The 25,140-nt window shown below is 60.0% G+C and carries 30 protein-coding genes; 15 read left to right on the forward strand and 15 right to left on the reverse strand.

Features of this window, described 5'->3' with window-relative positions:
- Positions 1 to 7: 7 nt before the first annotated feature.
- Positions 8 to 1,321: an AAA family ATPase gene (locus HMPREF9695_RS16730; RefSeq protein WP_006022061.1), complete on the reverse strand. Its 1,314-nt coding sequence runs from the start codon at positions 1,319 to 1,321 to the stop codon at positions 8 to 10.
- 1,068 nt (positions 1,322 to 2,389) lie between these two features.
- Here HMPREF9695_RS16730 and msrA point away from each other — a divergent pair.
- The 4 genes from msrA (at position 2,390) to HMPREF9695_RS16755 (ending at position 4,831) form a co-directional block, all read left to right on the forward strand.
- Positions 2,390 to 3,106, forward strand: a complete 717-nt coding sequence (msrA, locus tag HMPREF9695_RS16740) for a peptide-methionine (S)-S-oxide reductase MsrA (protein WP_006022062.1) — start codon at positions 2,390 to 2,392, stop codon at positions 3,104 to 3,106.
- 128 nt (positions 3,107 to 3,234) lie between these two features.
- Positions 3,235 to 3,654 carry a peptide-methionine (R)-S-oxide reductase MsrB gene (gene msrB / locus HMPREF9695_RS16745; protein ID WP_006022063.1) on the forward strand — a complete coding sequence of 140 codons (420 nt, stop codon included), beginning with the start codon at positions 3,235 to 3,237 and terminating at the stop codon, positions 3,652 to 3,654.
- A 157-nt stretch (positions 3,655 to 3,811) separates the two neighbouring features.
- Positions 3,812 to 4,204 carry a hypothetical protein gene (locus HMPREF9695_RS16750; protein WP_006022064.1) on the forward strand — a complete coding sequence of 131 codons (393 nt, stop codon included), beginning with the start codon at positions 3,812 to 3,814 and terminating at the stop codon, positions 4,202 to 4,204.
- Positions 4,205 to 4,537: 333 nt separating this feature from the next.
- Positions 4,538 to 4,831 (forward strand): hypothetical protein, encoded by a 294-nt coding sequence (locus tag HMPREF9695_RS16755; RefSeq protein WP_006022065.1) that lies wholly within the window; start codon positions 4,538 to 4,540, stop codon positions 4,829 to 4,831.
- A gap of 111 nt (positions 4,832 to 4,942) precedes the next feature.
- On the opposite strand, the gene HMPREF9695_RS16760 is transcribed toward HMPREF9695_RS16755, so the two are convergent.
- The 4 genes from HMPREF9695_RS16760 to HMPREF9695_RS16775 form a co-directional block, all read right to left on the reverse strand.
- Positions 4,943 to 5,476, reverse strand: coding sequence for a DUF4112 domain-containing protein (locus HMPREF9695_RS16760; protein ID WP_006022066.1), 534 nt, complete (start codon positions 5,474 to 5,476; stop codon positions 4,943 to 4,945).
- Between the two features lie 155 nt (positions 5,477 to 5,631).
- A complete protein-coding gene (locus HMPREF9695_RS16765; protein ID WP_006022067.1) occupies positions 5,632 to 5,835 on the reverse strand; it encodes a hypothetical protein in 204 nt (67 codons plus the stop codon).
- 93 nt (positions 5,836 to 5,928) lie between these two features.
- The gene (gene mddA, locus HMPREF9695_RS16770) at positions 5,929 to 6,708 is read right to left on the reverse strand and encodes a methanethiol S-methyltransferase (protein ID WP_006022068.1); all 780 of its coding nucleotides are present in this window, start codon (positions 6,706 to 6,708) and stop codon (positions 5,929 to 5,931) included.
- 189 nt (positions 6,709 to 6,897) lie between these two features.
- On the reverse strand, positions 6,898 to 7,227 hold the full coding sequence (locus HMPREF9695_RS16775) for a hypothetical protein (RefSeq protein ID WP_006022069.1): 330 nt from the start codon (positions 7,225 to 7,227) through the stop codon (positions 6,898 to 6,900).
- Positions 7,228 to 7,804: 577 nt separating this feature from the next.
- On the opposite strand from HMPREF9695_RS16775, the gene HMPREF9695_RS16785 reads away from it, so the two are divergent.
- Together HMPREF9695_RS16785 and HMPREF9695_RS25870 are read left to right on the forward strand one after the other, a co-directional pair.
- Entirely contained in the window at positions 7,805 to 8,335 is a 531-nt protein-coding gene (locus HMPREF9695_RS16785; protein ID WP_006022070.1) for a DarT ssDNA thymidine ADP-ribosyltransferase family protein, read from the forward strand.
- Positions 8,336 to 8,353: 18 nt separating this feature from the next.
- Positions 8,354 to 9,004: a DarT1-associated NADAR antitoxin family protein gene (locus HMPREF9695_RS25870; RefSeq protein ID WP_006022071.1), complete on the forward strand. Its 651-nt coding sequence runs from the start codon at positions 8,354 to 8,356 to the stop codon at positions 9,002 to 9,004.
- 18 nt (positions 9,005 to 9,022) lie between these two features.
- Here HMPREF9695_RS25870 and HMPREF9695_RS16790 read toward each other — a convergent pair whose 3' ends face one another.
- Entirely contained in the window at positions 9,023 to 9,706 is a 684-nt protein-coding gene (locus tag HMPREF9695_RS16790; protein WP_006022072.1) for a hypothetical protein, read from the reverse strand.
- Between the two features lie 120 nt (positions 9,707 to 9,826).
- Complete coding sequence (locus HMPREF9695_RS16795; RefSeq protein WP_006022073.1) at positions 9,827 to 10,084, reverse strand: hypothetical protein; 258 nt, start codon at positions 10,082 to 10,084, stop codon at positions 9,827 to 9,829.
- A 339-nt stretch (positions 10,085 to 10,423) separates the two neighbouring features.
- Between HMPREF9695_RS16795 and HMPREF9695_RS16800 the strand changes: the two genes are divergently transcribed.
- Positions 10,424 to 10,735, forward strand: a complete 312-nt coding sequence (locus tag HMPREF9695_RS16800) for a hypothetical protein (RefSeq protein ID WP_006022074.1) — start codon at positions 10,424 to 10,426, stop codon at positions 10,733 to 10,735.
- 36 nt (positions 10,736 to 10,771) lie between these two features.
- On the opposite strand, the gene HMPREF9695_RS16805 is transcribed toward HMPREF9695_RS16800, so the two are convergent.
- Positions 10,772 to 10,987, reverse strand: a complete 216-nt coding sequence (locus tag HMPREF9695_RS16805; protein ID WP_006022075.1) for a DUF6894 family protein — start codon at positions 10,985 to 10,987, stop codon at positions 10,772 to 10,774.
- A gap of 253 nt (positions 10,988 to 11,240) precedes the next feature.
- On the opposite strand from HMPREF9695_RS16805, the gene HMPREF9695_RS16810 reads away from it, so the two are divergent.
- A complete protein-coding gene (locus tag HMPREF9695_RS16810; protein ID WP_006022076.1) occupies positions 11,241 to 11,579 on the forward strand; it encodes a hypothetical protein in 339 nt (112 codons plus the stop codon).
- A 199-nt stretch (positions 11,580 to 11,778) separates the two neighbouring features.
- Positions 11,779 to 11,997: a hypothetical protein gene (locus HMPREF9695_RS16815; protein ID WP_006022077.1), complete on the forward strand. Its 219-nt coding sequence runs from the start codon at positions 11,779 to 11,781 to the stop codon at positions 11,995 to 11,997.
- A gap of 337 nt (positions 11,998 to 12,334) precedes the next feature.
- On the opposite strand, the gene HMPREF9695_RS16820 is transcribed toward HMPREF9695_RS16815, so the two are convergent.
- Positions 12,335 to 13,549 (reverse strand): GGDEF domain-containing protein, encoded by a 1,215-nt coding sequence (locus HMPREF9695_RS16820; protein WP_006022079.1) that lies wholly within the window; start codon positions 13,547 to 13,549, stop codon positions 12,335 to 12,337.
- Between the two features lie 902 nt (positions 13,550 to 14,451).
- Here HMPREF9695_RS16820 and HMPREF9695_RS16825 point away from each other — a divergent pair.
- The 4 genes from HMPREF9695_RS16825 (at position 14,452) to HMPREF9695_RS16840 (ending at position 16,320) form a co-directional block, all read left to right on the forward strand.
- Positions 14,452 to 14,721 carry a DUF2798 domain-containing protein gene (locus HMPREF9695_RS16825; protein WP_006022080.1) on the forward strand — a complete coding sequence of 90 codons (270 nt, stop codon included), beginning with the start codon at positions 14,452 to 14,454 and terminating at the stop codon, positions 14,719 to 14,721.
- 141 nt (positions 14,722 to 14,862) lie between these two features.
- The gene (locus HMPREF9695_RS16830; RefSeq protein ID WP_006022081.1) at positions 14,863 to 15,207 is read left to right on the forward strand and encodes an ArsR/SmtB family transcription factor; all 345 of its coding nucleotides are present in this window, start codon (positions 14,863 to 14,865) and stop codon (positions 15,205 to 15,207) included.
- On the forward strand, positions 15,204 to 15,677 hold the full coding sequence (locus HMPREF9695_RS16835; RefSeq protein WP_006022082.1) for an SRPBCC family protein: 474 nt from the start codon (positions 15,204 to 15,206) through the stop codon (positions 15,675 to 15,677). The genes HMPREF9695_RS16830 and HMPREF9695_RS16835 overlap by 4 nt, the downstream gene beginning before the upstream one ends.
- Before the next feature lie 187 nt (positions 15,678 to 15,864).
- On the forward strand, positions 15,865 to 16,320 hold the full coding sequence (locus tag HMPREF9695_RS16840) for a DUF6647 family protein (RefSeq protein WP_006022083.1): 456 nt from the start codon (positions 15,865 to 15,867) through the stop codon (positions 16,318 to 16,320).
- 10 nt (positions 16,321 to 16,330) lie between these two features.
- Here the strand turns inward: HMPREF9695_RS16840 and HMPREF9695_RS16845 are convergent, their stop codons facing one another.
- Together HMPREF9695_RS16845 and HMPREF9695_RS16850 are read right to left on the reverse strand one after the other, a co-directional pair.
- Positions 16,331 to 17,137 (reverse strand): lytic murein transglycosylase, encoded by an 807-nt coding sequence (locus HMPREF9695_RS16845; protein ID WP_006022084.1) that lies wholly within the window; start codon positions 17,135 to 17,137, stop codon positions 16,331 to 16,333.
- Between the two features lie 115 nt (positions 17,138 to 17,252).
- Positions 17,253 to 18,164, reverse strand: coding sequence for a 5'-methylthioadenosine/S-adenosylhomocysteine nucleosidase (locus tag HMPREF9695_RS16850; protein ID WP_006022085.1), 912 nt, complete (start codon positions 18,162 to 18,164; stop codon positions 17,253 to 17,255).
- Positions 18,165 to 18,345: 181 nt separating this feature from the next.
- On the opposite strand from HMPREF9695_RS16850, the gene HMPREF9695_RS16855 reads away from it, so the two are divergent.
- On the forward strand, positions 18,346 to 19,200 hold the full coding sequence (locus HMPREF9695_RS16855) for an SDR family NAD(P)-dependent oxidoreductase (protein WP_006022086.1): 855 nt from the start codon (positions 18,346 to 18,348) through the stop codon (positions 19,198 to 19,200).
- A gap of 193 nt (positions 19,201 to 19,393) precedes the next feature.
- Here HMPREF9695_RS16855 and mbfA read toward each other — a convergent pair whose 3' ends face one another.
- Positions 19,394 to 20,371: an iron exporter MbfA gene (mbfA, locus tag HMPREF9695_RS16860; protein ID WP_006022087.1), complete on the reverse strand. Its 978-nt coding sequence runs from the start codon at positions 20,369 to 20,371 to the stop codon at positions 19,394 to 19,396.
- Between the two features lie 204 nt (positions 20,372 to 20,575).
- Here mbfA and HMPREF9695_RS16865 point away from each other — a divergent pair, with 204 nt between their 5' ends.
- Complete coding sequence (locus HMPREF9695_RS16865; protein WP_006022088.1) at positions 20,576 to 20,896, forward strand: DUF6968 family protein; 321 nt, start codon at positions 20,576 to 20,578, stop codon at positions 20,894 to 20,896.
- A gap of 67 nt (positions 20,897 to 20,963) precedes the next feature.
- Here HMPREF9695_RS16865 and HMPREF9695_RS16870 read toward each other — a convergent pair whose 3' ends face one another.
- From HMPREF9695_RS16870 to rpoD, 3 genes are all read right to left on the reverse strand, one after another.
- Positions 20,964 to 21,527 carry a type 1 glutamine amidotransferase domain-containing protein gene (locus HMPREF9695_RS16870; RefSeq protein ID WP_006022089.1) on the reverse strand — a complete coding sequence of 188 codons (564 nt, stop codon included), beginning with the start codon at positions 21,525 to 21,527 and terminating at the stop codon, positions 20,964 to 20,966.
- 224 nt (positions 21,528 to 21,751) lie between these two features.
- Positions 21,752 to 22,801 carry an SIR2 family protein gene (locus HMPREF9695_RS16875; protein WP_006022091.1) on the reverse strand — a complete coding sequence of 350 codons (1,050 nt, stop codon included), beginning with the start codon at positions 22,799 to 22,801 and terminating at the stop codon, positions 21,752 to 21,754.
- Between the two features lie 94 nt (positions 22,802 to 22,895).
- Positions 22,896 to 25,043: an RNA polymerase sigma factor RpoD gene (rpoD, locus tag HMPREF9695_RS16880; RefSeq protein WP_006022092.1), complete on the reverse strand. Its 2,148-nt coding sequence runs from the start codon at positions 25,041 to 25,043 to the stop codon at positions 22,896 to 22,898.
- Between the last annotated feature and the right edge of the window lie 97 nt (positions 25,044 to 25,140).

Genomic DNA, 25,140 nt, shown 5'->3' on the forward strand with positions numbered 1-25,140 from the left:
TCCACCCTCAAATCATTTCAAAATTTTTATCTTGTTCGCGAAAGAAAAAATTTCTGTAGTTCAGCGGTGCATTTTTTATGCGACCGCTTGAATCAATATCAATAGTGTGCAGCGAGTTTCCAGTTTTCGTGTTTTCAGCGAACAATATTCCTGCGCTCACCGATTTATCTGAGCTCTTGAACATGGCGTATCGGAAGCGGTCTAATATATAATCGCTATGGGTCTCTATCAAAAATTTAACACCCGATTTTGCCAACTTGAAAAGCAACTCACCAAAAGCGGCTTGGGCACGCGGGTGTAAATGCAGTTCTGGTTGCTGGACAGAAATTAGAGCTCCGTCGGATCGTTTGGTTGTAATGGAGTCTACTAAGATCGGAAGTATTTGAGAAACGCCATAACCAACTTCATCAATCGAAAACTTCTTTCCAGCTTTTTCAATTTCAATTTTGAACGGAGCTTTCGGATCGGACTTATTGTAAAGTCCAACGAACAGCCTATCAAACATTCCGCTTTCGCGACCAAATTGATTTATGTTCTTGATAATTTCACCACTTGGCGAACCTGTTGCTGTCATTAAATAGCGAAGCTTCTCAGGCGCATGACCACCCTTCTCGTCAAACTGCGCCCCTCTAACGCTATAGGCGTGTGCAGGATCTAATCTTACCGGCCCATAGGTGGACACGCGCAAAATAGGCATAGAAAAAAATTTGAGGCTGATGTTCTTTTTCTTTTCGTCTATATCAACGAGTGCCGATGTAATCAGCTTCGTGTACTGAGCTGGGAGACCGTCGATTTCTTTAAATTTTACATAACTTGAGCTCGGGTTGACGTGCTCTCTCAACACCTTGTCTTTTAAAGCTGCCAATTTCTGACGTTTGATTATTTCTTGATCCTTCCGGAGAATTGATTCATCTAGTCGCTGGATAAAGCGAGCCTTGCCTTGGCTCGCAGCTACAATTCGCTCAAGTCGAAACGTGTTTTTTGGTTGCGCGGTAAAAGTCGCCAAGCGAATTCCGAAATCGACGGTGCCCTTTTTATGTTGCTTCCTATAAAAATAACCAATCGTCACCTGCGTGTCTTTTATGTACGGAGACAGAATATCGCGCGTCGATGAAAACCGTGATTTCCCTCTAAGCAAACTAAAGTTGTTAGAAAAATCGTTTTCCAACAAATGTTGCACTAAATACATAATGCTCGTTTTACCCGAACTATTGTCGCCGACAACAAAAGTCACATCGCTAAGTGAGAAATCCAGCCGACGAAATCCTCTAAAATTTTTGGCCACGAAATTCAGTTCAAAGTCTGATTTCTGAGCTGACATCAAATTTTCCAAAAATTGGTAGATCGAAATGTTGCAATAGTATTGTTTTAATACTCGGCAATAAGCAGCTTGACAATTTTCTTCTCTAGGCATATATTCCCATCACTTCATTCAATGAGGGGCGCTTCTAGAGGCGATCCTGAAGTGGAATGAAGCGCGGCGCCCGCGCGCGTGGTTCGCAGCCACACGTCCGGGAGGCTGGGGTCACCGTCCGGGCCAACTACGTGGCTCTGCCGTTCGCCGGCTGGACGCGGCGAGGACGAAGGCGGCGAAAGCCGGCCGGATCAGGGGTCGAGTAACCTCCCCCATCCTCACCCGGAAGTACGGTCCCCTCGCCCAAAGACGCCGCAGCGGATGTTTGCCGCAGCCCTTGCTGCGGCGAGAATCCGCGCGTTGCGTATTGCGCAGGCGCAGGTCTCGCTCACGCGCAACGTCGATGGAGCGCCGCAAGGCGATGCGCTCTTTTGTTCGCGGCCTTCGCAAGCGGCGAACGATCGGGCGACGACAACCATGTTGCGCCTGGCGGCGCTCCATCTCCTCTCATTCTACCGAGGGGCAAACTCAAAGCTCACCTCGCGCTTTTTGCGCGGGAACGATTGGCGTGGGCGCGGGAATTTTTGAGGTGGCTATTTGAAAATCGAATCGGAAGCACGTCATTGGTCGCTGAGCGCACCCGCATATCCAATGTCATAGCCGGGCCCGATTGCCGAGGCACAGTGCCCAATCCATCGAGATCACCGCGACAAGCCCGGTGATGACAAACTGTGAACGGCGCGAGATGTCGCTTCACACTCAGTTGTCGTCCCCGAGAGAGAACAGGAAGCGCACACGCCGGGAACGGGTTAGACAAAACGCGTACCGATGCGTTGGTGCCGCAGCCAGAAACCGGCAAAAGAGGCTGCGTCCATCATCCCCGTTGCGGCCGGTTGTCACCCGGCGCATGCAGGGGGCAACGCGCAGGCCTGCGGACGGTTCACGTTTTTGTGTGGAATTTTGCCGTAACGACGGGGTCTTATCCGCGTATCTACCGCACAGGCGCAAAACGCCGCCAGTTCTCATGAGGTCACCATGGATCGCATCCAGTTCCGCCGCACCGCCCTCGCCCTCACCGCCGCCGGCGTGCTGGCGCTCGGCTGGTTCACCGTGCCCTCGCGCGCCGCCGAGGAAGCCTTCATCATTCCGCCGCCGAGCGCCGACATCGCGCCCGCCGAGGGCCTGAAGACGTTCGTGCTCGCGGGCGGCTGCTTCTGGGGCGTGCAGGGCGTGTATCAGCACACCAGGGGCGTCACCAACGCGGTGTCGGGCTATGCGGGCGGCAAGGCCTCGACCGCGAATTACGAGGCGACCACGCGCGGCAACACCGGCCACGCCGAGGCCGTGCAGATCACCTACAATCCGAAAGAGGTGTCGCTCGGCAAGCTGCTGCAGATCTATTTCTCGGTGGTGCACGATCCGACCCAGCTCAACCGCCAGGGCCCCGACACCGGCACGCAGTATCGCTCCACCGTGTTCACCTCGGACCCGGCCGAGCGCAAGCTGGTGCAGGATTACATCGCGCAGCTCAACGGCGCGAAGGTCTACAAGAAACCGATCGCGACCACACTCGAGCCATTGCAGGGTTTCTATCCGGCGGAAGATTATCATCAGGACTACCTGACGCTGCACCCCAACCAGCCCTATATTGTGTTCAACGATTTGCCGAAGATCGAGAACCTGAAAAAGATCTTCGCCGAGAACTATCGCGAGAAGCCGGCGCTGGTGCGCGAGGCCAAGGCGACGAACTAAACGCGACGAACCAAAGCCGCGGCACGCCATCGTTCGGGCGAGCGGCATTTGAGAATAAAGACCGAAGCGGCGGACCGGACCGGTTCGCCGCTTTGATGTGATCAACACCGACGAAAGGAGCTAGCGAAGTGACCGACATCAAGACGACAACCGGCTCCGGCACTGTGCAGAAGTCCGAGAGCGAGTGGCGCAAGGAGCTGACGCCGATGCAGTACGCCGTGCTGCGCGAGAAGGCGACGGAGCGCCCGTTCACCGGCGAATACGACCATTCGTTCGATCCGGGCACGTATGTGTGCGCCGGTTGCGGACAGCCGCTGTTCGAGTCCGATGACAAGTTCGATTCCGGCTGCGGCTGGCCGGCGTTCTCGGCGCCCGCCGCCGAGAGCAGCATCGCGGAAGAGCGCGATGTCTCGCACGGCATGGTCCGCACCGAAGTGCTGTGCGCGAAGTGCGACGGCCATCTCGGCCACGTCTTCCCCGACGGACCGGGACCGACGGGATTGCGCTATTGCATCAACTCCGCGGCATTGAAGCTCGAGCCCAAATAAACCTCGCGTTAACGCGCCCCTTCCTCAGAGAAAAAATAAATCCGCGCGGCTTGTCTCAGGCCGCGCGGCTCCTATCTCTGCGGTCCGTTCGCGTTGCGAACGGTAAAAACGCCAACAAGAAACGCGTCCAAAGAACTTCTGTATTCAAGGAATGCCCATGTCCACCAGATCGCGCCAGACCGTGCTGGCACTCGGCCTTGCAGGCCTTCTCGTCGACGCTGTCGCGTCCCATCCCGCCTTCGCCATCAACAAGGTCACGCTGTTCAAGGTCGTCTCGCCGCAGAACGAAATCGTGATCGGCCTCACCAAGGCAGAACTCGCGCAAATGAAAGGCAGGACGCCCGAGGTCGTTGAAACAGCGCTGCGCGGCGCGGGCACGCTTCAGGTCTGGCAATATGGCGTCCGCCGCGGCGTCAGCGGCGTGCCGGAGCACGCGCCGGTTCGCAAGATCGAGATTTCCGCCGATCCCGCCACCCACATCGAGCACTACACCTCGTCGCTCAAGGTTGTGTCGATCACCGATGAAATCATGACGGAAGCGATCCAGTAGCGCCGTCTGCCGGCCCCTCATGATCCGGCTTTTGCTGGTGAAAATCCGGCAAAAGCGCGCTCTGCAAAATGTTCAAGCCGCCATGCGAACCCGCGCCCCCTGCGGCGCGGATTTCATCATCCAGTAATTCATTGAAATTCAAGAGATTATTCGGCCCCGCCCGCGGGCCCGCCATGCCATTCATCATAGGCCGCATGACGGGTCGCAATTGGCGAAAAAAGGCCTATATTAGAGTTTCTTCTGGAATGAATGACTCTAGGCCGCGCGGCTCTCCCGATGGACCCGCCTCCGGCCATCCGTTTCCATCGAATCCCAATCGAGAAGGCCGAGATCATGGCTGCGTTCAATTACAACACCGAAGCCGAACTCTTTCCTGCGGCGATCCGCAAGAAAAAGCGCGCCGGCTTTGCTTACCGCCGGTTTCCGACCGCAGCCGAGGCCGTGCAGTTCGCGATCGAACAGCTTCCCGCAGACAGCCTGAACGGGGCGTACCTCCAGGTGGACGAGGCCCGCTTCGACCAGAGCGGCATCCGCACGCTGTACGAGAGCGAATTGTTTCCGCTCGAGCGCAACCGGCCGGAGCCGGTGGCCGCGCCTGAGGACGAGAAGCAGTCCGCAACGGGCTGATCCCGCGCCGCCGCTTTAACGCTCCATCGTTACAACGTGACGACATCGGCGCATTCAGGCTTACCTTTGCGCGCATGATCCGATCCGAAAACCGGTTCCCGCTTTTCGGGGTCATGCGCCTCTCGGCTGCCTGTCCATCCAGCGCTTGAGGATCCGCATGTTGCGCATATTGGCGCGGAACATGACGTCGAACGCGTCGCCGGCGAACGGCACCAGGCCCACCACACCGTCCAGCGCGACATTGCCGAGCATCCGCGCCACCACATGCTTCGGCGCACCGAGCGCCCTCGCCTCGCGCACGATCCACAATGAGATCGCGGTGGTGAGAAGATCGCCGACCACCGGAACCAGACCGATCAGGCCGTCGATGCCGTAGCGGATGTTGGTGCCCGGCAGCACGAAGGCGACATCGAGCAGCTTCGACAATGCATCGATCCGCGCGAAACGCTGCTCGCGCGTGAGCGGGCCGAACGAGATGCCGCCGAGCGCGCCGCTCAGGTTCTGAAAATCGACGCCGGGGCCGAACGGCCCCGATGCGCCGAAGCCGCCGGGATGAACTTCATTGCCATCCTGATCGATGATCGGCGGACGCGTCCGGGGGCCACTGCGGCGGGAGGCCGTGCGGTCGAAGATGTCGTCGGTCATTCTGGCGCTCGTCATTGTTGGTGGCACCCCGTTTAGCACAGGCCTGCGCGGCGTTCGCACAGGCAGCAGCCCTACATAGGAACGCGCGATTGCGGCGCAAGTTGCGGCAAGATAGCGCGGCCTGAAAGGAACTGTGCGCCGGAGCGCGCCACCAACTATGAATCGCCGGGCGCGCGGGGGCTTTTCGCCTGAACGGACGGGCCGGGCCGCCGACGATCGCCGCTGCCGGCGCGGCCGTTCGCGGCGCGATAGATTTCAAGGCTTAAATGGGCCTGAGCACGCCGCCGTTGCGCGTCCTGTCCGGCGCGCAGGGTGTTGGCCAGTCCCTGCGGCAGGGCGTCGGGATCTTTGGATGACATTGAATCCTCCGGATGGTGTTTGCGCAGGCATCAGAAGCGGATCGTACGGCACGTCACGCGACGGTATTGCGACCTCCTCGTAAACAGGGGTCATTATCTGATGCCGGGAATCAGCATCGCCACGCGCGCGCGATAGCGGCGGTATTCGTCGCCGAACAGGGCGACCAGATCGCGCTCTTCGAGATAGATGCCGACGAAGATGTAGGCCGTGGTGACGGCTGCGAACAGCAGATGTCCCGCGGTCATGGTCGGCGTCGACCAGAACGCAATGATGAAGCCGAGATAGATCGGATGCCGGATCAGGCGGTAGAGTCCCGGCGTCTTGAACTTCATCGGCGCGACCACGCGTCCGGCGAAGTGGCTGACCACCTGCGTCAGGCCGAACAGCTCGAAATGGCTGATCAGGAACGAGCTGTAGAGAACGATCAGCCAGCCGAGCATCATGCCGCCGATGGCGAGGTTGGCCAGCAGCGGGGTCTCGATGTCCCAGACGATGGCCGGGATCGGCCGCCACTGCCAGAACAGCAGCGCCAGCGCGAGGCTCGCCAGCAACACATAGGTGCTGCGCTCGATCACCGGCGAGGCGAACCGCGCGAACAGCCGCTTGAAGCCCTGCCGCGCCATGCCGCTGTGCTGGACGGCGAACAGCGTCAGCAATGCGAGATTGATGCAGACGGCAGTCAGCGCAGAGGTCTCGGCGCCGGTGTCGATCGTCTTCGGCACCATGAGGCCCGAGACGAAACCGATGGCATAGAGAAACGTGCCGAAGAAAATCAGGTAGGACAGGCCGCCGTAACACAGCGCCAGTGTCCTTCCGACGAAATTGGCGAATGCCTTGTGGGAGCCCTGCTCCCGTTCGATGGCCGTCGACATGGTGTTGCTCCTCCTGAAAATGTCCAGTCCTGAAATCGGCCCCTGTCTCGCTCAGCCCGCACCTCGCATTTACCCATGGCCGCCCGTGAGCGTGTGTGAGGTAGCTCACAGTTCCCGGCCCGGCCTTCATCACTGCGCCGTGAGCGTTTCGCGCGAGCGATGCGAGCCGCGCGCATCGTGCCGCCGCGTTCACCAGACACCGATCCGCTCCAGCCGCTGCAAAACGATCTGCCGCATCCGGGCGTTGACGCGATCAAGCTCCTCGCGCGGCGCGGTGCGGCTCGGCTCCTTGAGCTGGCACACCATGTCGGGTCCCTGGCAGCGCCGCGCGCGGCGGCAACGCTTCACGGGACAGTCGAGCCAGTTCTCGCAAGCATCCGACAGCTTGCGCATCATGTTTTCGATGCCTGCGTCGGACAGAAGATAGGCGCGCGTCTCCTCGGAGAATTCGGGAAACGCCTCCTGCGCATCGCCGCCCTCCTTCGTCTCTTTCGCCGCCTGTGGTCTCGTCTTTTGCATGTGGATCCCTTTCGTGTGAGCAGATGTGCTTGCGGGCACGCGTGAGCGTTTTCCCGCGCGAAAACGCGGATGTCCGATCAGCGATGTCGTCAGACCGTGAACCTCTCCTGGAAAGAGAGGGAGGAGGAGCGCCGAAAGACGCGCCTTCAATTCAAGTGCGCGGCCGGCATCGTGTCGCCACGAGAGGCTGACCGCGAAACGCCTTTCGACGCTCCGCCGCGGCGATTTCTGTCCTCGGGACCGCACTTCCGGGTGAGGATGGGGGAGAAACTCGACCCCTGATCCGGCCGGCTTTCGCCGCCTTCGTCCTCACCGCGTCCAGCCGGCGAACGGCAGAGCCCCATAGTGAGCCCGGACGGTGACCCGAGGCCTCCCGGGAGCGGAGAAGGACGTCCCTTCTCGCGCGCGCAGGCGCCGCATCCCGCCCCGCGCTATCAAGCGTCCCTGGCAACGCCCCTCAAGTGAGGCGGGATTGATAGGAATATAATCCAATTAATTTGTATAGTCAAGCCACACGCCCCGGTTGCATAGCAAATGCCGGGCTTTATGTTGGAACCGGGTAGATCAGGGGACTGCAATGAACTTGGATGTGTTTCTCGCAAAGGTACGCGCAAGCAAGCAATTCAACTACTTCTATCATTTTACGGATAAAGCAAATTTAGCTTCGATACGGGAACGGGGAATCCTATCTACGAGTGAACTAAGGCGACTAGGAATTTTCGATAAAGTCCGAACAGGCGGCGACGCAAATAGCCTCCAGAGCGACATTCAAACAGGGACGGACAAATATGTCTGTCTTTGTTTTACAAATAATCACCCCATGTCTTTCAGAGCATCCGAACGAGGCATCGATCCGGTCTATCTTTCGATAAATCCCGAGATCATCAAGTTGCCGGGGGTGATGATTACCAACGCCGCTTCAAATCAGGGTGGCGTTGTCAAACAAGCTGCGGAAATAGCTTTGGACGAACTTCATTTGGATCCCATCTATAGTTGGATCGATTGGACACACCATCCCGAAGCACGCGATCACAGGATTTTGGCAGAAAAGTACGAAGTGCTAGTCCCAAAAAACGTAGCGGTTGGTTACATTGTTGCTGGCTTATAACTTTATTCAGAGCGAAAAATGGCCCAACGTCCAGTATTTGTACCTTCAACCTCTGGCTCTATTTTGGTGGAAGAAGTACCAATTCGTTTCGATTGGCATCCCGGCCTGGCTCCGTCGCAAAAAAAGAAGAATGTGATTGAATTGCATCATGCTGCAATGGAGCAAGGACTTACGCCCCTACTGGAGATATCAAGTAGATCAGAGTTAGAAGCTGGACAGAAACTGAGCGCCTTTTACCTTAAAATTCGGATCGAAGGTAGACAGACAACAGTCGAATGCGCTTATCAAGGCAGCAAAGTATTTGAGCATGGGGGCCCATATACCGATCTCTATTGGGTTGAAAGCCGCGAAGCAAAGAGAGACGAGCGGTTAAAAACTTCTGGCAAACTGATTGGATTCGAATTTGAAGGTGATAAGTACCCCATTTCTCCAACAACGGTCTTCTATGACTGGCTTTATTTCAAAGCGCTTTATCCTCATAGAGACTGGTTGAGAAGATTGCAGCAATGTGCTGGATTTACAGACATAGAATTTAATCCTGCAAGATCACTAAATTGCCAAGCGCGATCGTGTGCAGCATTCATATCTCTTCAAAAGAGAGAACTACTCGATGATGCGATGTCATCTTTTCAAAAATTCAGATCATTGATGCAAGCGTCCATGATTTAAAGCGCCAAGTCCGCCTCCTCACATCGCCACCTTGATCTCGATCCCCTCTCCGACCCCGCTCGCTGCGCCTTCGACAGCATCGGGCTTCTGCCAGTCGCCCTCGAATGAATATCTTTTCGGGCGCGCGGGCGCTTTCAGCTTGAACACATAGGTCGGGCCGTCGCCGATGGTCACCGCCAGCGTGCGGTTGTCCGTCGCGCGATAAATCTCTACGCTGGACGTGGCCTGCATGCGGCCGTTCGTGAGCGTCCAGTCCGGCACATCGTAGGGCGACGACCTGCGCGTTTCCTTGTCGCTGCGCAGCTCCATCACGATCGCCTTGTCCTTGCCGGGTGCGGCGACGCCCGGCGGCAGGCGGATCTGCGCGCTGAGCGACATCGCGCTCTGATTGCTGGTGTCGATATAGTCGCTGGTGCGGACCATCTCGAAGATGACGCAGCCCGCGATCAGCGCCGCGATGCCGCCGAGCGTGATGAGAAAGAAGCGTTTGCGCTTCGCGATGTCCTCGCCGTAGCCCTTCGACATCCGATAGCCGAAGACCCCGCCGCCGATCAGCCCGAGCGGCGCGCCGACAATGGCGCCGAAGATCGCCGACGAGCCTTCCATATGGCGGACGCCGAACAGCGGGCCGAGTTCGGCGAGGATCACCGATCCGGCGACCATGCCGATGATGCTCCACAAAGCGACGATCAGAAACGTCATGCCTCACCCGCCCCGGGACTTTCAAGCCGGAGCAGACTACACCACGCGCGGGACTTTCCGCCACGCGGCGATCCTCGCGTCAAATGGCGATATGCGGAATTCGTGCGGATAACTGGCGCGTCACGCCACGCGTTTCGGCTTTTCCAGTCCCGGCAGCGGCTTGGCTTCTTCCGCCTCGGCCTGATCCGGGTCAGCGTGATCCGGGTCAGCCTGGCGGATGCTGTAGCCCTGCTCGAGCACGCGCTCGGGCTTGCCGGTCTCGTCCTGAATCAGCGCATCGACCACGAGCCCGGCATCGTCGGCATAGTGCCAGACATCGTTCTGCGTCGGCAGCGCGCGGCTGACCTGAACGTCATCCACAAACAGCGCATAGGACATGGGTTGCTCCTTCGACGCGCCGCCCTGAGAACCGGGTCCACAACGGCCGTCACGTCACAGGACAATCAACGCGGAAGCCGCGCGCAGGGTTCCTGCATCCGAAGTGCGCCTGTTCAGTTCAGCACCATCGCGAACATGAACAGGATCGCCAGCCCGGCGAAGGCATAGCGAAGCGGACGGTCTTCCGCGATCTTCTCGATCAATTTCATGTTTCAGGCCCCGTCGGAAAAAAAGACAAAACCGAGGCAGCGAAATTGTTCCCGCACTCGTGACACGATTTGAGCAACCATCCGGCTATGGTCGCGTTATCGTTCCTGTCGAAGACAAGGAGTCGGTATCATGAGGAAAGCAGTATTGATCGCGGCTGCGGTCGCCACGCTTGGCGTTACGCTGGCGGCTGCGCCCGCCGAGGCCCGCTACTATCATCGCGGCGGCTGGGGCTGGGGTCCGGGCATTGGCCTCGGCCTCGCTGCCGGCGTACTTGCCGCCGGGGCCTATGGCGCCTACGGACCGTATGGCTACGGACCGGGATACTATGACTATTACGGTCCGCGTTATGTCTATGGGCCGGGGCCATATGCGTATTATGGACCGCGCTACTATTACGGCGGGCCGCGCTACTACCGGTCCCGCTACTATCGTTACTATTAATGCAAAAGCCCGGAGCGAACCTCCGGGCTTTCGCTGTCAGGCGCGCCCAGACAGTTTGGCGCGATAGACCTCTGCGCCCTCCTCGTCGTTCACGACGATGGCATAACCTTTTTGCGCCAGCGACGGCCGCTCGCGCAGCAGTCGGCCCGCCATTTCTTCGGCGACCTCGCTGGCCTGCACCGCGTCGTCCAGATCCTGGTTGCCCTTGTCGGCAACGCTCTTGCCATCCGCCAGATTGAAATGAAATCGCATCAGACTGTCTCGCTGCTGTGAGTTGTCCGCCTTGCGCCGAACGAAAAAGCCCCGCCATCGGCCAACGCCTTTGACGGGGCTCTTCGTGCCTGCATCCCTTTCGAGGTGCCTGCACTTGCAGGGTTAAACGCGCGGGCGCGAGTCCGTTCCGTTCCCGTTCATTTTACTTGCGGCAACGTGCCTTCCGCCGCACGGCCCGGGAACTATCTCAAGGCTGGCCGGTTGGTGATGCGGTCAGATAAGGATTGAGATCATGAAAAAGATTGCAGTTGCACTGGCGGCGGTCGCGACCGTTGCCGTGATGTCGGCTCCCGCTGCCGAAGCCCGCGGCGGACGTAACGCTGCCGCGATCGGATTCGGCCTTGCCGCCGGCGCGCTTGTTGCCGGCGCCGCAGCCGCCAATTCCGGTTACTACGGCGGTGGTTATGGCTACTACGGCGGCGGACCGGCCTATTACGACTCGTATGCTTACGGCGGTCCGGTTTATGTCGAGCCGGTGTACGGCCCGGCTTACTATCGCCAGCGCGCCTATCAGCGAAACAACAGCAACAACCCGAATCCGGTGGATATGAATCCCTACAATCCCTGGTAACGGCGCGTTGCGTTGAGACGAAAAGCCCGGAGCATGCTCCGGGCTTTTTGTTGTGCGGGTTTCTCTCATACCGCCGCGCCGTTATGCGCACGACGCATTAAGTGTGTTGGACGCAAGCATTGGACCCGCGAATTGTTCTCTTGACTGCGCAGGAACAAAAAGAGAACATGCGCGCCACTCATCAATACGGAACATCGCTATGTTGGATCGCCTCGCCTCCGGCCCGCCGCCGGAATCCGAGCGGCTGGATGCTGCCGCCGATCAAGCCATCGCAGCCTGCGGCGGCGACATGCGCTCGACGATCCGCGCGCTGATCCTGGCCAACGAGTTTCTGGAGTACGAGCTCTGCGAGATGTTCAAGGCGGTGACCAACGGACCCGGGAAGTTTTCCGGCGACCGCGCCGACTGGTTCGATTGACGACGCCGGTAGACGAGCGCCGGACCTTCCGGCCCGGCGCGATCAATGCTGCCCGCTGGTCTCAACGGTCATGCGCAGGCATGCGCTACTTCTTGCCGCCCTTGCTCTGCTGATAGCTCGAGCCGCCGCCCTTCGGCGTGTTCTTGTCCGCCTTCGGCTTTTTCTTTTCCTTGTTGCCCTTGTCCTTGCCTTTGGCCATCGCGTCCTCCTGTTGCCGTCCGCCGCAAAGTGGCGATCCACGTCGCGGGCGACGCGATCAGCCTAGCAGGTTGTTGATGAGGCGCGCCGGAAAAGATGCCGCGGGAGCATCAACGATGCTTGAGAGGCCGGGAGCGGATCAGGCCGACTTGCGCAGCGCAGGCTCGGCCTCGAGCGGCGTCGCGTCGAACACCGCGTAGCCGTTCTTGCCGTCCTTCTTGGCGGTGTAGAGCGCCCGGTCGGCCGCGGCCAGGAGACGCTCGGCCTGCAATCCGATCTCGGGCCGCCACTGCGCGACGCCGATCGACGCCGACAGCGCCAGCGGCGCGCCGTTCCACTGCACCGTCTCGCCCTGGCAGGCTTCCAGCACATGGCGGGCGACCATCGCCCCCTCGCGCAGCGTGGTTGCAGGCAGCACCACGCAGAATTCGTCGCCGCCCATCCGGGCCAGCAGATCGCCGGTGCGCAGCCGGCTGCATGCCGCGCGGGTGAACAGCCGCAGGCATTCGTCGCCGGCGGCATGGCCATGGCCGTCGTTGATATCCTTGAAGCCGTCGAGATCGATCATCAGCAGCGCGAACACCTCGCCGCTGCGGCCGGAGCGCACGCATTCCTCGTCGAGCCGCGCCAGCAACTGGCGGCGGTTCGCCGCGCCGGTGAGATCGTCGAACAGCGCGAGATCCGCGACCTCGGCGCGCAGCCGGTCGATGGTCATCAGCAGGAAGCCGAAATTCCACATCATCGACAGGAACACCAGCCCGAGGATGAGCATCGCCTGAAACTGGTTGAAATCGATCAGCGACACCGGGCCGCCGACATGCAGCAGCGCCGCGATGGAGCGCACGACATACACCCCGAACATCAGGATCGCGATATAGCCCGACATCCGCGCACCGGGATAAGCGGTGCCGTTCTTGCGGGAAAACAGCAGCGGCAGCGTCATCATGATCGGCACGGCCTGGCTTGCCGAGTAGATCAGGATGCGCATCACCATGTTGTCCTGCCAGACGAAGTACGCCAGGCCGAAGAAATTGAACGCGACGATCGCAAACGTGAAGCGCCACGACACCGGCACGCCGTAGAAGCGCCGGATGCCCATCGAGGCGAGGCAGACCGCCAGAACCAGAATGGAGCCGCCGATCAGCAGCGGAATCAGCAGAAGCAGCCTGGATTCCGGATCGATAAAACCGCGCGTCATCGCCACCGCGGCGCCGAGTGCGGCGACCAGCGCGCCCGCGGTCCAGAACCGCGCGGCATCGTGATTGGGATAGCTGCGGACGACGTAGACCCACACCGTCCCGATCGCGACGAAGTTGACGACGAAAACGATCCAGAGGGTCGGGACACTCAGCATGAACGGGTCCAGGGTGCGCGGTGACCCGCGTCTTGTGCCCTGTCCCTCTGATCGATCACTGCCCGATGCATGAACCCGCTCCTCAATCCCGCAAATGCAGGATCCGCCTCCCCCGAAGCCGGATGCATCCTTGCAGGGGCGGCCTTAACGGAGTCTGACCTGTGCCGGATAAACCGCGCCGTGGTTGTGAATTGATGAACAATGCGGCCGCGCGCCCAAAATGAAAGCCAATCCCGCACGCGCGCAGCCGTTTGCGAAAGCAAAACGAAAGACTTTTGCTTGCTGTTAACCCTGCGCATGCGGCCGTCATCCACAGGAAAAAAGCGGGCGCGATGTCACCAAGTCGGCACAATGCTGAAAAACAGGCGACAAATTTCAGCGAATCGGTTCGGATTGGAATCGAGGCTGCGCACTGGCCTATCGCCGAGCATGCCTCGTGACGTTGACGTCAACTCGAACCCATGAGGATGCCATGGCGAAGAAAGCCAAGAAGGCGAAGAAGGCAGCGAAGAAGACAGTTAAGAAGGCCAAGAAGGCCAAGAAGAAGTAGTTTTATTTATTTGAAGTGGCTCGGGCGGAGTCGCTTCGCCCGAGCTTCTGATGTCCGGGCGGCTCGCAAATCATCCGTCCCACTGAAGCCGCGCCATCAGCGCCCGGCACCTCTCCCTCTCTTCCAGATCTCTCTCTTTCCAGAGATCCCCCGCTTCTCCGGCGGCGCTTGAATCCCCCACCCGATCCCGATAAGACAGCCCCGCGCTCATCGCGCCGTAAGCGTCTCACGTCAGGCAACGCATTCAACTGAGGCCGACCGGTCCGGAGGAATGCCATGACCCGCAGGACGCCTGCATCACCGTCATCGCCCGACTTTCGCGATCGGCCGGCTGTTTCCAAAGAGTGATCTGATGACAACGCTTTCCCAACCGCCAACGCGCGGCAAATTGCCCGCGCGCTATGCATCGATTGTCATGCCGCTGGTGCTGTCGGTGCTGATGACCTTCGTGGTCTCGGCGATTTCGACGCTGAAAAGCCTCGGTCCGACGCCCGCCTTCCTCGACACATGGCCCGCCGCCTGGGCGATCTCGTGGGTGGTCGCGTTCCCGACCCTGCTCGTGGTGCTGCCGCTGGTGCGGCGGATCGTGGCACTGGTGGTGGCACCGCCGCCATCGAACTAACCTGCCAATAAAAGGCGGCCCTCGCGCCGCCTTTTCCGTCATTCAAACCGTTTCCGCAAACGAGGCCGCCATGCCGGCCGCGGTCATGCGCCGCAACACTTAGGCATTGACCTAACTTTCGACATCGCTATAGTTAGCCACATGACTAACCAACAGAACCGCCTCAACGATACGTTTCACGCGCTCGCCGATCCGACCCGGCGTGCGGTGCTGGCAAAGCTGACATCCGGCCCCGCCACTGTCAGCGATCTCGCGCAGCCGTTCAGCATGGCGCTGCCGACATTCCTCCAGCATCTCAAGGTGCTGGAGGAATGCGGCCTGGTCCGGTCGAAAAAGGTCGGACGGGTACGGACCTGCCAGCTCAAACCAAGGCCGCTCGAAGAGGCGCAGGACTGGCTCGGCGCGCAGCGCACGCTCTGGACCAGACGGCTCGACCAGCTCGACGACTACCTGAGACACCTCAACGCCACGGAGAACCGAAAGTGACTGCGTACAAAATCGACCCAAAACTCGATCTCGTCCTCGAACGGGTGATCGACGTGCCGCCCGAACTGGTCTGGAAGGTCTGGACCGAGCCGAAGCATTTGATGCCATGGTTCACCCCCAAGCCGTGGCAAACCGTGGACTGCGAAATCGACCTGCGCCCGGGCGGCATCTTCCGCACCGTGATGCGTTCGCCCGAAGGCAAGGACATGGACAACGCCGGCTGCTATCTCGAGGTCGTGCAGAACCGCAAGCTGGTGTTCACCGATGCCCTGTTGCCCGGCTACCGCCCGCGCGACGGCGGATTCTTCACCGCCTTCGTGACCATGGAGCCGGTGAAGGGCGGCACGAAATACACCGCCATCGCCATGCACAAGGATGAAGCCGGCCGCAAGACCCACGAGGACATGGGCTTCCACAGCGGCTGGAACACCGCGCTCGATCAGCTTGTCGCTTACGCCAAGACGATCTGAACACCGCGCAGGAACGCCGCGCGTCAAGAAAGGGCAGCATGCGTGCTGCCCTTTCTCTTTCCTGCTCTTGCATCCAGGACTGCAAGTCCCTCGTAAGGATGACGCGCGCGCGTGAACCGCGTCACATTCAAGAACCGAAACAGGACGTAGTCTCCGCCCGTCGCCACACCTGACAGGAGCGCCGGATATGACAGCCCTGTTGACCGCAATCGCGCTTTGGCTTTCCGCCAACTTCAGCCTGCCTGCATTGAGCGAGCCGCCGAAAGTCGAACTCGTCTCCCAGGCGAAAATCATGGCCATCCGCTACCAGGCTTTCAGCGTGGAGCGGCGCCGTGACATCAATGCCATGCCGCCTGTGTCAGACCCGCGCGACACTGTCGCCATCTACGACGACAGCAGCCGCACCATCTATCTTCCGCTGTCATGGACCGGCGGCACGGCGGCCGACCTGTCGGTGCTGGTGCACGAGATGGTGCATCACCTTCAGAACATCGGCGGCATCAAGTACGAATGTCCGGCGGCGCGGGAGCAGCTTGCCTACCGCGCGCAGGACAAATGGCTCGGCCTGTTCGGGCAGGATCTCGAGCATACGTTCGATATCGACCAGTTCACGCTGAAGGTCAGCACGTCCTGTGGGTTCTAGACAGCAGCGGTCACCGCCCCGCGAGGCGGTCGGCGAAATAGGCGATGGTCTTGCGATAGATCGTCGCCCTGTTCCACTCGCGCATCGCCTCGAAATTCGCCGAGCCTTCGTGATAATCGGCGCCTCCGCGGAAGCCCGCGGTCTTGAGCAGGTTCGCCGTTGAAGCCAGCACATCCGGAACGCTGTGACGCAGATCGACATGGCCGTTGCCGTCGAAGTCGACGCCGTACTTGATGTAGGACGACGGCAGGAACTGGGTCTGGCCGAGTTCGCCGGCATAGGCGCCGATCAGATCGCGCAGCGGCAGATCGCCGCGCTGGACGATCTTCAGCGCCGCCAGAAGTTCGCCCTGAAACAGCTCGGTGCGGCGGCAGTCATGCGCCAAGGTGGTCAGTGTGCGGATCACCGGCATCTTGCCGATGTCGCCCTTGCCGAAATCGGATTCCAGTCCCCAGATCGCGACCACGATTTCCGGCGGCACGCCGAACCGCTGCTCGATGCGCGACAGCAGCGCGGCATGACGCTGCAGCATCGCCTTGCCGGTGTTGATGCGCCCCGGTCCGACGCGGGTCGAGACATATTGCTCGAAGGTCTTGTTAAAGGTGCCGCGCTGGCGGCGATCGAACGACAGCACCGCCGGGTCCTGCGTCACGCCCGCGAACGCCTGGGAGATGACGCTCTGCGAAATCCCCGCCGCCGCTGCCTCCTGCGACATCGCCGAGACAAAAGTATTGAAGTCGCCGCCACAGCGGGCGGCGTGTGCAGGAGCTGAGAGGGAGAGTGCGGCGGCAATCACGGCGAGGCGAAGTCTGAGCATCATGAACTCCGTTTCAGTATGAGCGCGAGTCTACACATCAAGGCCGGGCTTGTCCCGGCTCTCCACGCCTTAACTTTCACTGCTTTTGAACGACACGCGGGACGCGGACGCCCGCCTACTTCGGCACCGCCTTCAAAAACGCCCGCAGCACCGCGACGGAATTCTCCGACGCCAGCTTCTCGAAGGTCTGCATCTCGTTCTCGCCTGCGCCCCCGCCGGCGAGATCCGACAGCGAGCGGAACGCCAGAAACGGCACGGCATTGGTCGCCGCCACATGGGCGACGGCGGCGCTTTCCATGTCCAGCACCTGCGCCTTGAAGGTGTCGAACGCCCAGGTGCGAAACGCGGCATTGTCGACAAAGGCTGAGCCCGACACGCCGTTGCCGCCGACCACCACTTTCGGCGGATGAACGAGACAGGCGGCCTCGATGCAGCGCTTGAGTTCGACGTGAGAGGTGGCCGTGCGCGCGATCTCGAACAGTTTGGCGTCCACCGGAATCCAGAACTGCCGCTCGGGCTTGTCCACCCCGTCGCGCGGCACCTTGACGCCGCGCGCGAAAATCATCCCGTAATTGGGAAACTCCTGCTTCGACCACGACGGCAGTTGAAAGCCCTGCGGCGTCTCGCGCGCCAGAATGGTTTCGAGATACTGGCCCCACTGCTGCGACACCACGACGTCGCCGATGTTGAGCGAGGGATCGACGCCTCCGGCGATGCCGGAAAACAGGATGGCGCGCAGATTGAACCGGTCGATCGCCATCTGCGCCGTCATCGCGGCATTCACCATCGAGACGCCGGACAACACGAGCACCACATCGTGCCCCTCGACGCGGCCGGTGACGAAATCGACGCCCTTTTCCTTGTGCGAGACCGGCTGCTCCACCACGGCAAGCAGCGCCTGCCATTCCGGCTCGAAGGCCGAGAACAGCGCAATGCGCGGCGCGGTGTCGATCGGCTGGCTGGCCGCGCGGGCAGAAACAGGCATGAGGGCGAGAAGCGAGATCAGAAGCAGGCGCAGGACAGGCATCGGGCTACCGCATTGATGACAACGATCCGACATTATCCAAGATGCGCGCGCTCTGCTACGCTTCACACAGATTTGCTGCGCCGATATGCGGCGCGCGACACAATCGCGCTCACAAACGAATCTAAATTAAAAGCCGCGCTGTTTCATCTCGCCCGTGCTTGAAAAATCCCGGAGAAGCCACGTGTCCCATCCCGCTCTCGTTCCGAATGCTGTCGCCGTGATCACCGGCGGCGCCTCCGGCATCGGCCTTGCCGCCGCCAGTCATTTCGCAAAACTTGGCCTGAAGGTCTGCATCGCCGATCACGACGACGAGAAGCTGGCGCGCGCAGCGGAGCTGCTGACCTATGTCGCGCCCGGCGGCAGCGACAGCATCATGTCGCTGGCGGTCGATGTCAGCCATCGCGCGGACATCGAGAAGCTGGAAGCCGCCGTGCTCGGGCGGTTCGGCGGCACCGATGTGCTGATGAACAATGCCGGCATCCAGCCGGGCAGCGCGATGTTCGGACCGCTCGATGCATGGCAGCGCGTGCTCGGCGTGAACCTGTGGGGCATCGTCAACGGCACGCAGGTGTTCGCGCCCGGCATGATCGCGCGCAGGCGGCCGGGCCTGATCATCAACACCGGCTCGAAACAGGGCATCACCACGCCGCCGGGCGATCCGGCCTACAATGTCGCGAAAGCCGGCGTGAAGGCGTTCACCGAGGCGTTGCAGCACGAACTGCGCAACACGCCCGATTGCCGGATCAGCGCGCATCTGCTGATCCCCGGCTTCGTCTTCACCGGGCTGACCGCGCGCGGGCGCACCGAGAAGCCCGCGGGCGCTTGGACCGCAGAGCAGACGGTGGACTTCATGATCGAGAGTCTCGCGCGCGGCGATTTCTACATTCTCTGCCCCGACAACGACGTGCCGCGCGCGCTCGACGAGAAACGGATTCTCTGGGCCGCCGGCGATATCACCGAGAACCGGCCGCCGCTGTCGCGCTGGCATCCGGATTATGCGGAGGCGTTCAAGCGTTTCGTGGACGGCGGGAAGTAAAAAACGCATGCGCTCAGCATGCGGCTACCCGTCATCCAGAGGTGCGAGCACCGCAGGCAAATTTATGCAGCCTGCGTAAACTTGGCTGCGCGAGCCTCGAAGGATGACGGATCATGACATGCCGTCGCCCTTCGAGGCCTCCGCTTCGCTTCGGCACCTCAGGGTGACGGCGCGTTGTGCTCCAGGTCAGCGCTTAAGCGTTGCCGATGAAAATGCCGGCCGCGAGCACCAGCGCGCCGCCGAGCACCACCTGAAACGCCGCGCGCAGGAACGGCGTTTCCATATAGCGGTTCTGAATCCACGCGATCGCCCACAACTCGCAGAACACGACGATCCCCGCGATCGCCGTCGCGGTCCAGAATTGCGGAATGAGATACGGCAGGGCGTGGCCGAGACCGCCCACCGTGGTCATCAGCCCCGACGCGAGGCCCCGTTTCAGCGGCGATCCGCGCCCGGAGATGACGCCATCATCATGCGCGGCTTCGGTGAATCCCATCGAGATGCCGGCGCCCACCGACGCCGCGAGGCCGACGGTGAATGTCGTCGATGTCGATTGCGTCGCGAACGCTGTGGCGAAGATCGGCGCCAGCGTCGACACCGAACCGTCCATCAGGCCCGCGAGGCCCGGCTGCACCCATGTCAGCACGAACTGGCGACGCGCCTTGGCGTCTTCCTCGCCGCGCGCGCCGCCCGTCAGCGTGGTGACCTGAAGCTCTTCTGCGCGATGCTCGTGCTGACGCTCGGCGGCGGCGAGATCGCCGAGCAGCTTGCGCGTGTCGGGATCGGTCGAGGCCTGCGCCGCGCGGACATAGAAGTTCGCGGCATCGTCCTCCATCCGCTCGGCCTCGGCGCGGATGCGCTCGAGGCCAAGATTTTCCACCAGCCAGGTCGGCCGGCGCGAATAGTAACCGGCCACATGCTCGCGCCTGATCAGCGGGATCACCTTGCCGAAACGCTTCTTGAAACGGTCGATCAGAAGCTGGCGATGGCCGTCTTCCTCCGCCGCCATCTCGTCGAACATCGCCGCCGTCGCCGGATACTGCGACCGCAACTGTTCGGCATAGGTCGCGTAGATCCGCGCATCGTCCTCTTCCGACGAGATGGCGAGCGCCAGCACTTCGGCCTCGGAGAGATCGCTGAACTGCCGCCGCGCGGCAAAGCCCTGAAACATGGGGTAAACTCACTTTAGAATAATTCTAAAGTGAGTTTTAGCGGGGTTTGACGTGGGAGGCAATGGTCGTGGCGATTGGCTGCCAAGCAAAATTCGCGCGTCTATACGCGCAGTCTGACATTCTCACGCGATGGAGCGCTATGCTGAGTGCCGAACCGATCGTCCCGCTCCTCCCTCAGCTTTTGAAGGTTTTCCGTGCTGACGATGACTCGAACATTGCGGCTCTCGGACGAAGCCGCAACCGCCATTACGGTGCGCGTTTTCATGCCGGTGCAGGAAGATGGCGATTGGTCATGCGCCTTCTCGATCGGCTGGCCCGAGCAAACATTAAAGCGCAAAATATTCGGCATCGACGCCATCCAGTCCCTGGAGCTGGCGCTGCGCATGATCGGCACCGAGTTATATGCGAGTGAGTATCACAAGGCCGGACGGCTGATATGGCTCAGGCCCGGCGCGGGCTATGGCTTTCCCGTACCCAACATCATACGTGACACGTTGATTGGGGAAGATCGGGATTACTTGTAAACCAAAACGGCGAACCTTTCGGTCCGCCGTTTTGTTTCGAAGCGCACGCGCTCCGGCGGCGCGGCCGTCAGGCCGCCTTGCGCTCGTGCTTGCCTTCGCGAATTTCCTCGATGATCTTTTTCGAGAACGCTTCGAGATCGCCCGGATTGCGCGAGGTGATGACGCCCTGATCGGTCACGACTTCGCTGTCTTCCCACTTTGCGCCGGCATTGATCACGTCGGTCTTGATTGAATTATAAGACGTCATCTTGCGGCCCTTGGCGATGCCGGTCTCGATCAGCAGCCACGGCGCATGGCACACGGCGGCGACCGTCTTGCCGGAATCGTAAAACGCCTTGATCAGCGCCAGCGCGTCCTTGTTGACGCGCAACAGATCGGGATTGATCTGCCCGCCGGGCAGCACGATGGCGTCGTAATCGTCGGCCTTCGCGCCCGAGAGCGGCTTGTCGACCTTCACCGGGCGGCCCCAGTCCTTCTTGTCCCAGCCTTTGATCTCGCCGCTTTCCGGCGAGACGATATCGACCTGCGCGCCCGCGGCTTTCAGCCTGTCGCGCGGAACTTCGAGTTCCGATTGCTCGAAACCATTGGTGGCGAGAATGAGGATTTTCTTGCCGTTGAGCTCTCCGGCCATGCCTGTCTCCTTTGAAGTGTGTGGATCGGAGACAACGGGGAAAGGCGAAGATGGTTGCGTGCGTGCGCGTCGCGCCGGGCGTGTGCCCTGACAACGATGTGCCCCGCGCGCTGGACGAAACGCGCATCCTCGGGGCCACCGACGACACCGTGGAGAATCGGGCTCGGTTATCGCGGTGGCTAAGGATTGGGAGGGAAGATTTAAAGAGTGGGTGGTGAATTAAGCTAGCGCCCGATTGCCGTGCCAAACTCTTTGAATAGACCAGAACAATCCCAACGCCGATCTATGTTTACGTTCCAGCCGCCACCGCGGGACGCCAGCAGCTTTCTTATTTCGCTATCTATAATTGTTAATTCAGAAACAGATCGCTCAAAACCGGTCGCATACACTTCAACCACACCTCCGCGTGCCGGCTCAGTCGATTGGAGCAGAGCCATATTCTGATCGTGAAAATGAAAACCTAGAAATACGATTCGTTTTGCCTCGGAAACCCACTCGGACATTTGGGAAAGAATTTGTTCGTCTTCAATCTGTTCATTGAAGGTGCGTATCTGATTTGACGCTTCAATCAACGTGCGAGTTTGTATCTTTTCGCCAAAACCAACACGCAGTCCGGCTTGCCAAGACAGAGAGCCAACGGTTCCGTATGGATGTATTATTGGCAGCTTGTTCAATAAATAAGCTGCATCGTCAGTACTGATCGCGAATAATTTCTGAAGAGCCAGCCACAAAAATTGTTCCACACACCGATCATAGTTGAAGTTAATTATTTTTGTATTTTGAAAAATGTCATCGAGTCCGCTGTCACGGCGCACTCCGTTCTGCAAAACGAACATAAAAGGTTGAAGCCAAGAATTTAGAACTTTCGCTTTATCTTTGAACTCGAGTATCGAATTCCTGTGATCAATAAAAACAGCACTATCGCGCTCTGCTTCGAGAATTGCTTTTACAATGCCGAGCTTGGCGCAAACTTTTATTTTATCGTTGCCGGAATGCGCATTTAGGTAGCTGTCTATTGATCTGCTAAAAACAACACCATCAGCGACCTTCCATCCTGCTTGGAGATACTCATTGACGTTTATTTTCTCATGGCTGGCAATTGCTCTGAGTGCTTCCATGATTTCGTAATCGCCAGACTCTTGTTCGTAGCCACCTAGTTTGAATTTAATGTTTATTTTTTCGCCAATCTCGCGGCTAAGTTTTTCGCCTAGTGGCATTCCGATATCGAAGCCAGCGCCAGCACCTATGATAAATAATGTTTTTGAGCGGATCATTGAGAATCATCCAATGAAAAGGAATGGAGAATTTAAACATAAACAAACGGCGGCCTTTCGGCCGCCGTTTTCATTTCAACAAATCAAATTTCGCTCAGTTATCCAAGAAGCTCCGCAGCTTCCTTGACCGGCTCGGATGCTTCAGCTTGCGCAGCGCCTTCGCTTCGATCTGACGGATGCGTTCGCGGGTGACCGAGAACTGCTGGCCGACTTCTTCCAGCGTGTGGTCGGTGTTCATGCCGATGCCGAAGCGCATGCGCAGCACGCGTTCCTCGCGCGGCGTCAGCGACGCCAGCACGCGCGTCGTGGTCTCGCGCAGATTGCTCTGGATCGCCGCGTCGATCGGCAGCACCGCGTTCTTGTCCTCGATGAAATCGCCGAGATGTGAATCCTCCTCGTCGCCCACCGGGGTTTCGAGTGACAGCGGCTCCTTGGCGATCTTGAGAACCTTGCGCACCTTCTCCAGCGGCATGCCGAGCTTTTCGGCGAGTTCTTCCGGGGTCGGCTCGCGGCCGATCTCGTTCAGCATCTGGCGCGAGGTGCGCACGATCTTGTTGATCGTCTCGATCATGTGCACCGGAATGCGGATGGTGCGCGCCTGGTCGGCGATCGAGCGGGTGATGGCCTGACGGATCCACCACGTCGCGTAGGTCGAGAACTTGTAGCCGCGGCGGTATTCGAATTTGTCGACCGCCTTCATCAGGCCGATGTTGCCTTCCTGAATGAGATCGAGGAACTGCAGGCCGCGGTTGGTGTATTTCTTGGCGATGGAAATCACGAGGCGGAGGTTCGCCTCGACCATTTCCTTCTTGGCCTGACGGGCTTCGCGCTCGCCCTTCTGCACGCCGTGCACGATCTTGCGGAATTCGCCGATCTCGAGGCCGGTGAGGCCCGCAAGCTGCTGGATCTCGTGGCGCAGTTCCTTGATGCGGTCCTTCTCCACCGCGACGAAATTCTTCCAGCCCTTGGCGGCCAGTTTCGAGACGCGGTTGAGCCAGCGCGGATCGAGCTCCGAGCCCTGATAGTTGCGCAGGAAGTCCTCGCGGCCGACGCCATGGCTGTCGCCGAGGCGGAACAGGCGGCCCTCGAACGACACCAGCTTCTTGTTGATGTCGTAAAGCTGCTCGACCAGCGAATCGATGCGCGCCTGGTTGAGCCGCAGCGACTTCACCTCGACGACGATCTCGTCCTTCAGCTTCTTGTACTTGCGCTCCTGCGCCGGCGAGAGCGTCTCGTTCTGAAGCTGGTTCTGGATGTCCTGCTCCTGAAGACGCCGCAGCTTCTTGTACTCGGAGGCGATCTTGTCGAAGGTCTCGACCACCTTCGGCTTCAGCTCGGCCTCGATGGCCGCGAGCGACATCTGGTTCTCGAACTCGTCGTCCTCGTCCATGTCCGCTTCGGCGGCGGCTTCGCTGGGGTCCTTCGCGGCGGCGTCGCCAGCGGGCGCGGGACGGAACGGCGTCGGCGACGGCGGCGCGGCCGGCGCGGCGGCAGCCTGCGCGGCGGCAATCACCTGCACGGTGCCGTCGGCATTGATGATGGCGTTGGTCGGCTGACCGTCAGGACCCGTGGGGCCCGCGATCATCGCCGGGTTCATGTTGTTCTTGGCGTCGGGACCGGCGTAGGTCGCTTCGAGATCGATGATGTCGCGAAGGAAGATCTTTCCTTCGTTGAGTTCGTCGCGCCAGATGATGATGGCCTGAAAGGTCAGCGGGCTTTCGCAGAGCCCCGCGATCATCGCCTCGCGGCCGGCCTCGATGCGCTTGGCGATGGCGATTTCGCCCTCGCGCGACAGCAGCTCGACGGTGCCCATTTCGCGCAGGTACATGCGCACGGGATCGTCGGTGCGCTCGCCCGGCTCGGACTTCTTGGTTTCGGTGACGGCCTTGGAGGTGACCTCGACGAGTTCGTTATCGGTCTCGTCGTCGGCCTCTTCCTGCTTCTCCTCGTCCTCGTCGGCGGCGTCGTCGGACTCGGATACGTTGATGCCCATGTCGGAGAGCATCGCCATGATGTCTTCGATCTGTTCGGGCGAGGTGGTGTCGGACGGGAGCACTTCGTTGAGCTGATCGAAGGTCACGAAGCCGCGCTTCTTGGCCTGCTTGATCATCTTCTTGACGGCGGCATCGGACAGATCGAGCAACGGCGACGGAGCGTCCGCGCCATCTTTCTCAGGAGTGTCAGCGGCCTTCTGATCCTTGTCTTTGTCCTTGATCGCTGCTGTCTTTGCCTTGATGGCCATTCACTGCTCCTGAAACGCGCTCACGACGTAGGCCCACGGCCTGCGTTGAATTTCACACCGCATTGATGCGGAAAGGGCGGCGCTTTTGAGGGCACCA

The organism is Afipia broomeae ATCC 49717 (genome assembly GCF_000314675.2).
Lineage (GTDB): Bacteria > Pseudomonadota > Alphaproteobacteria > Rhizobiales > Xanthobacteraceae > Afipia > Afipia broomeae.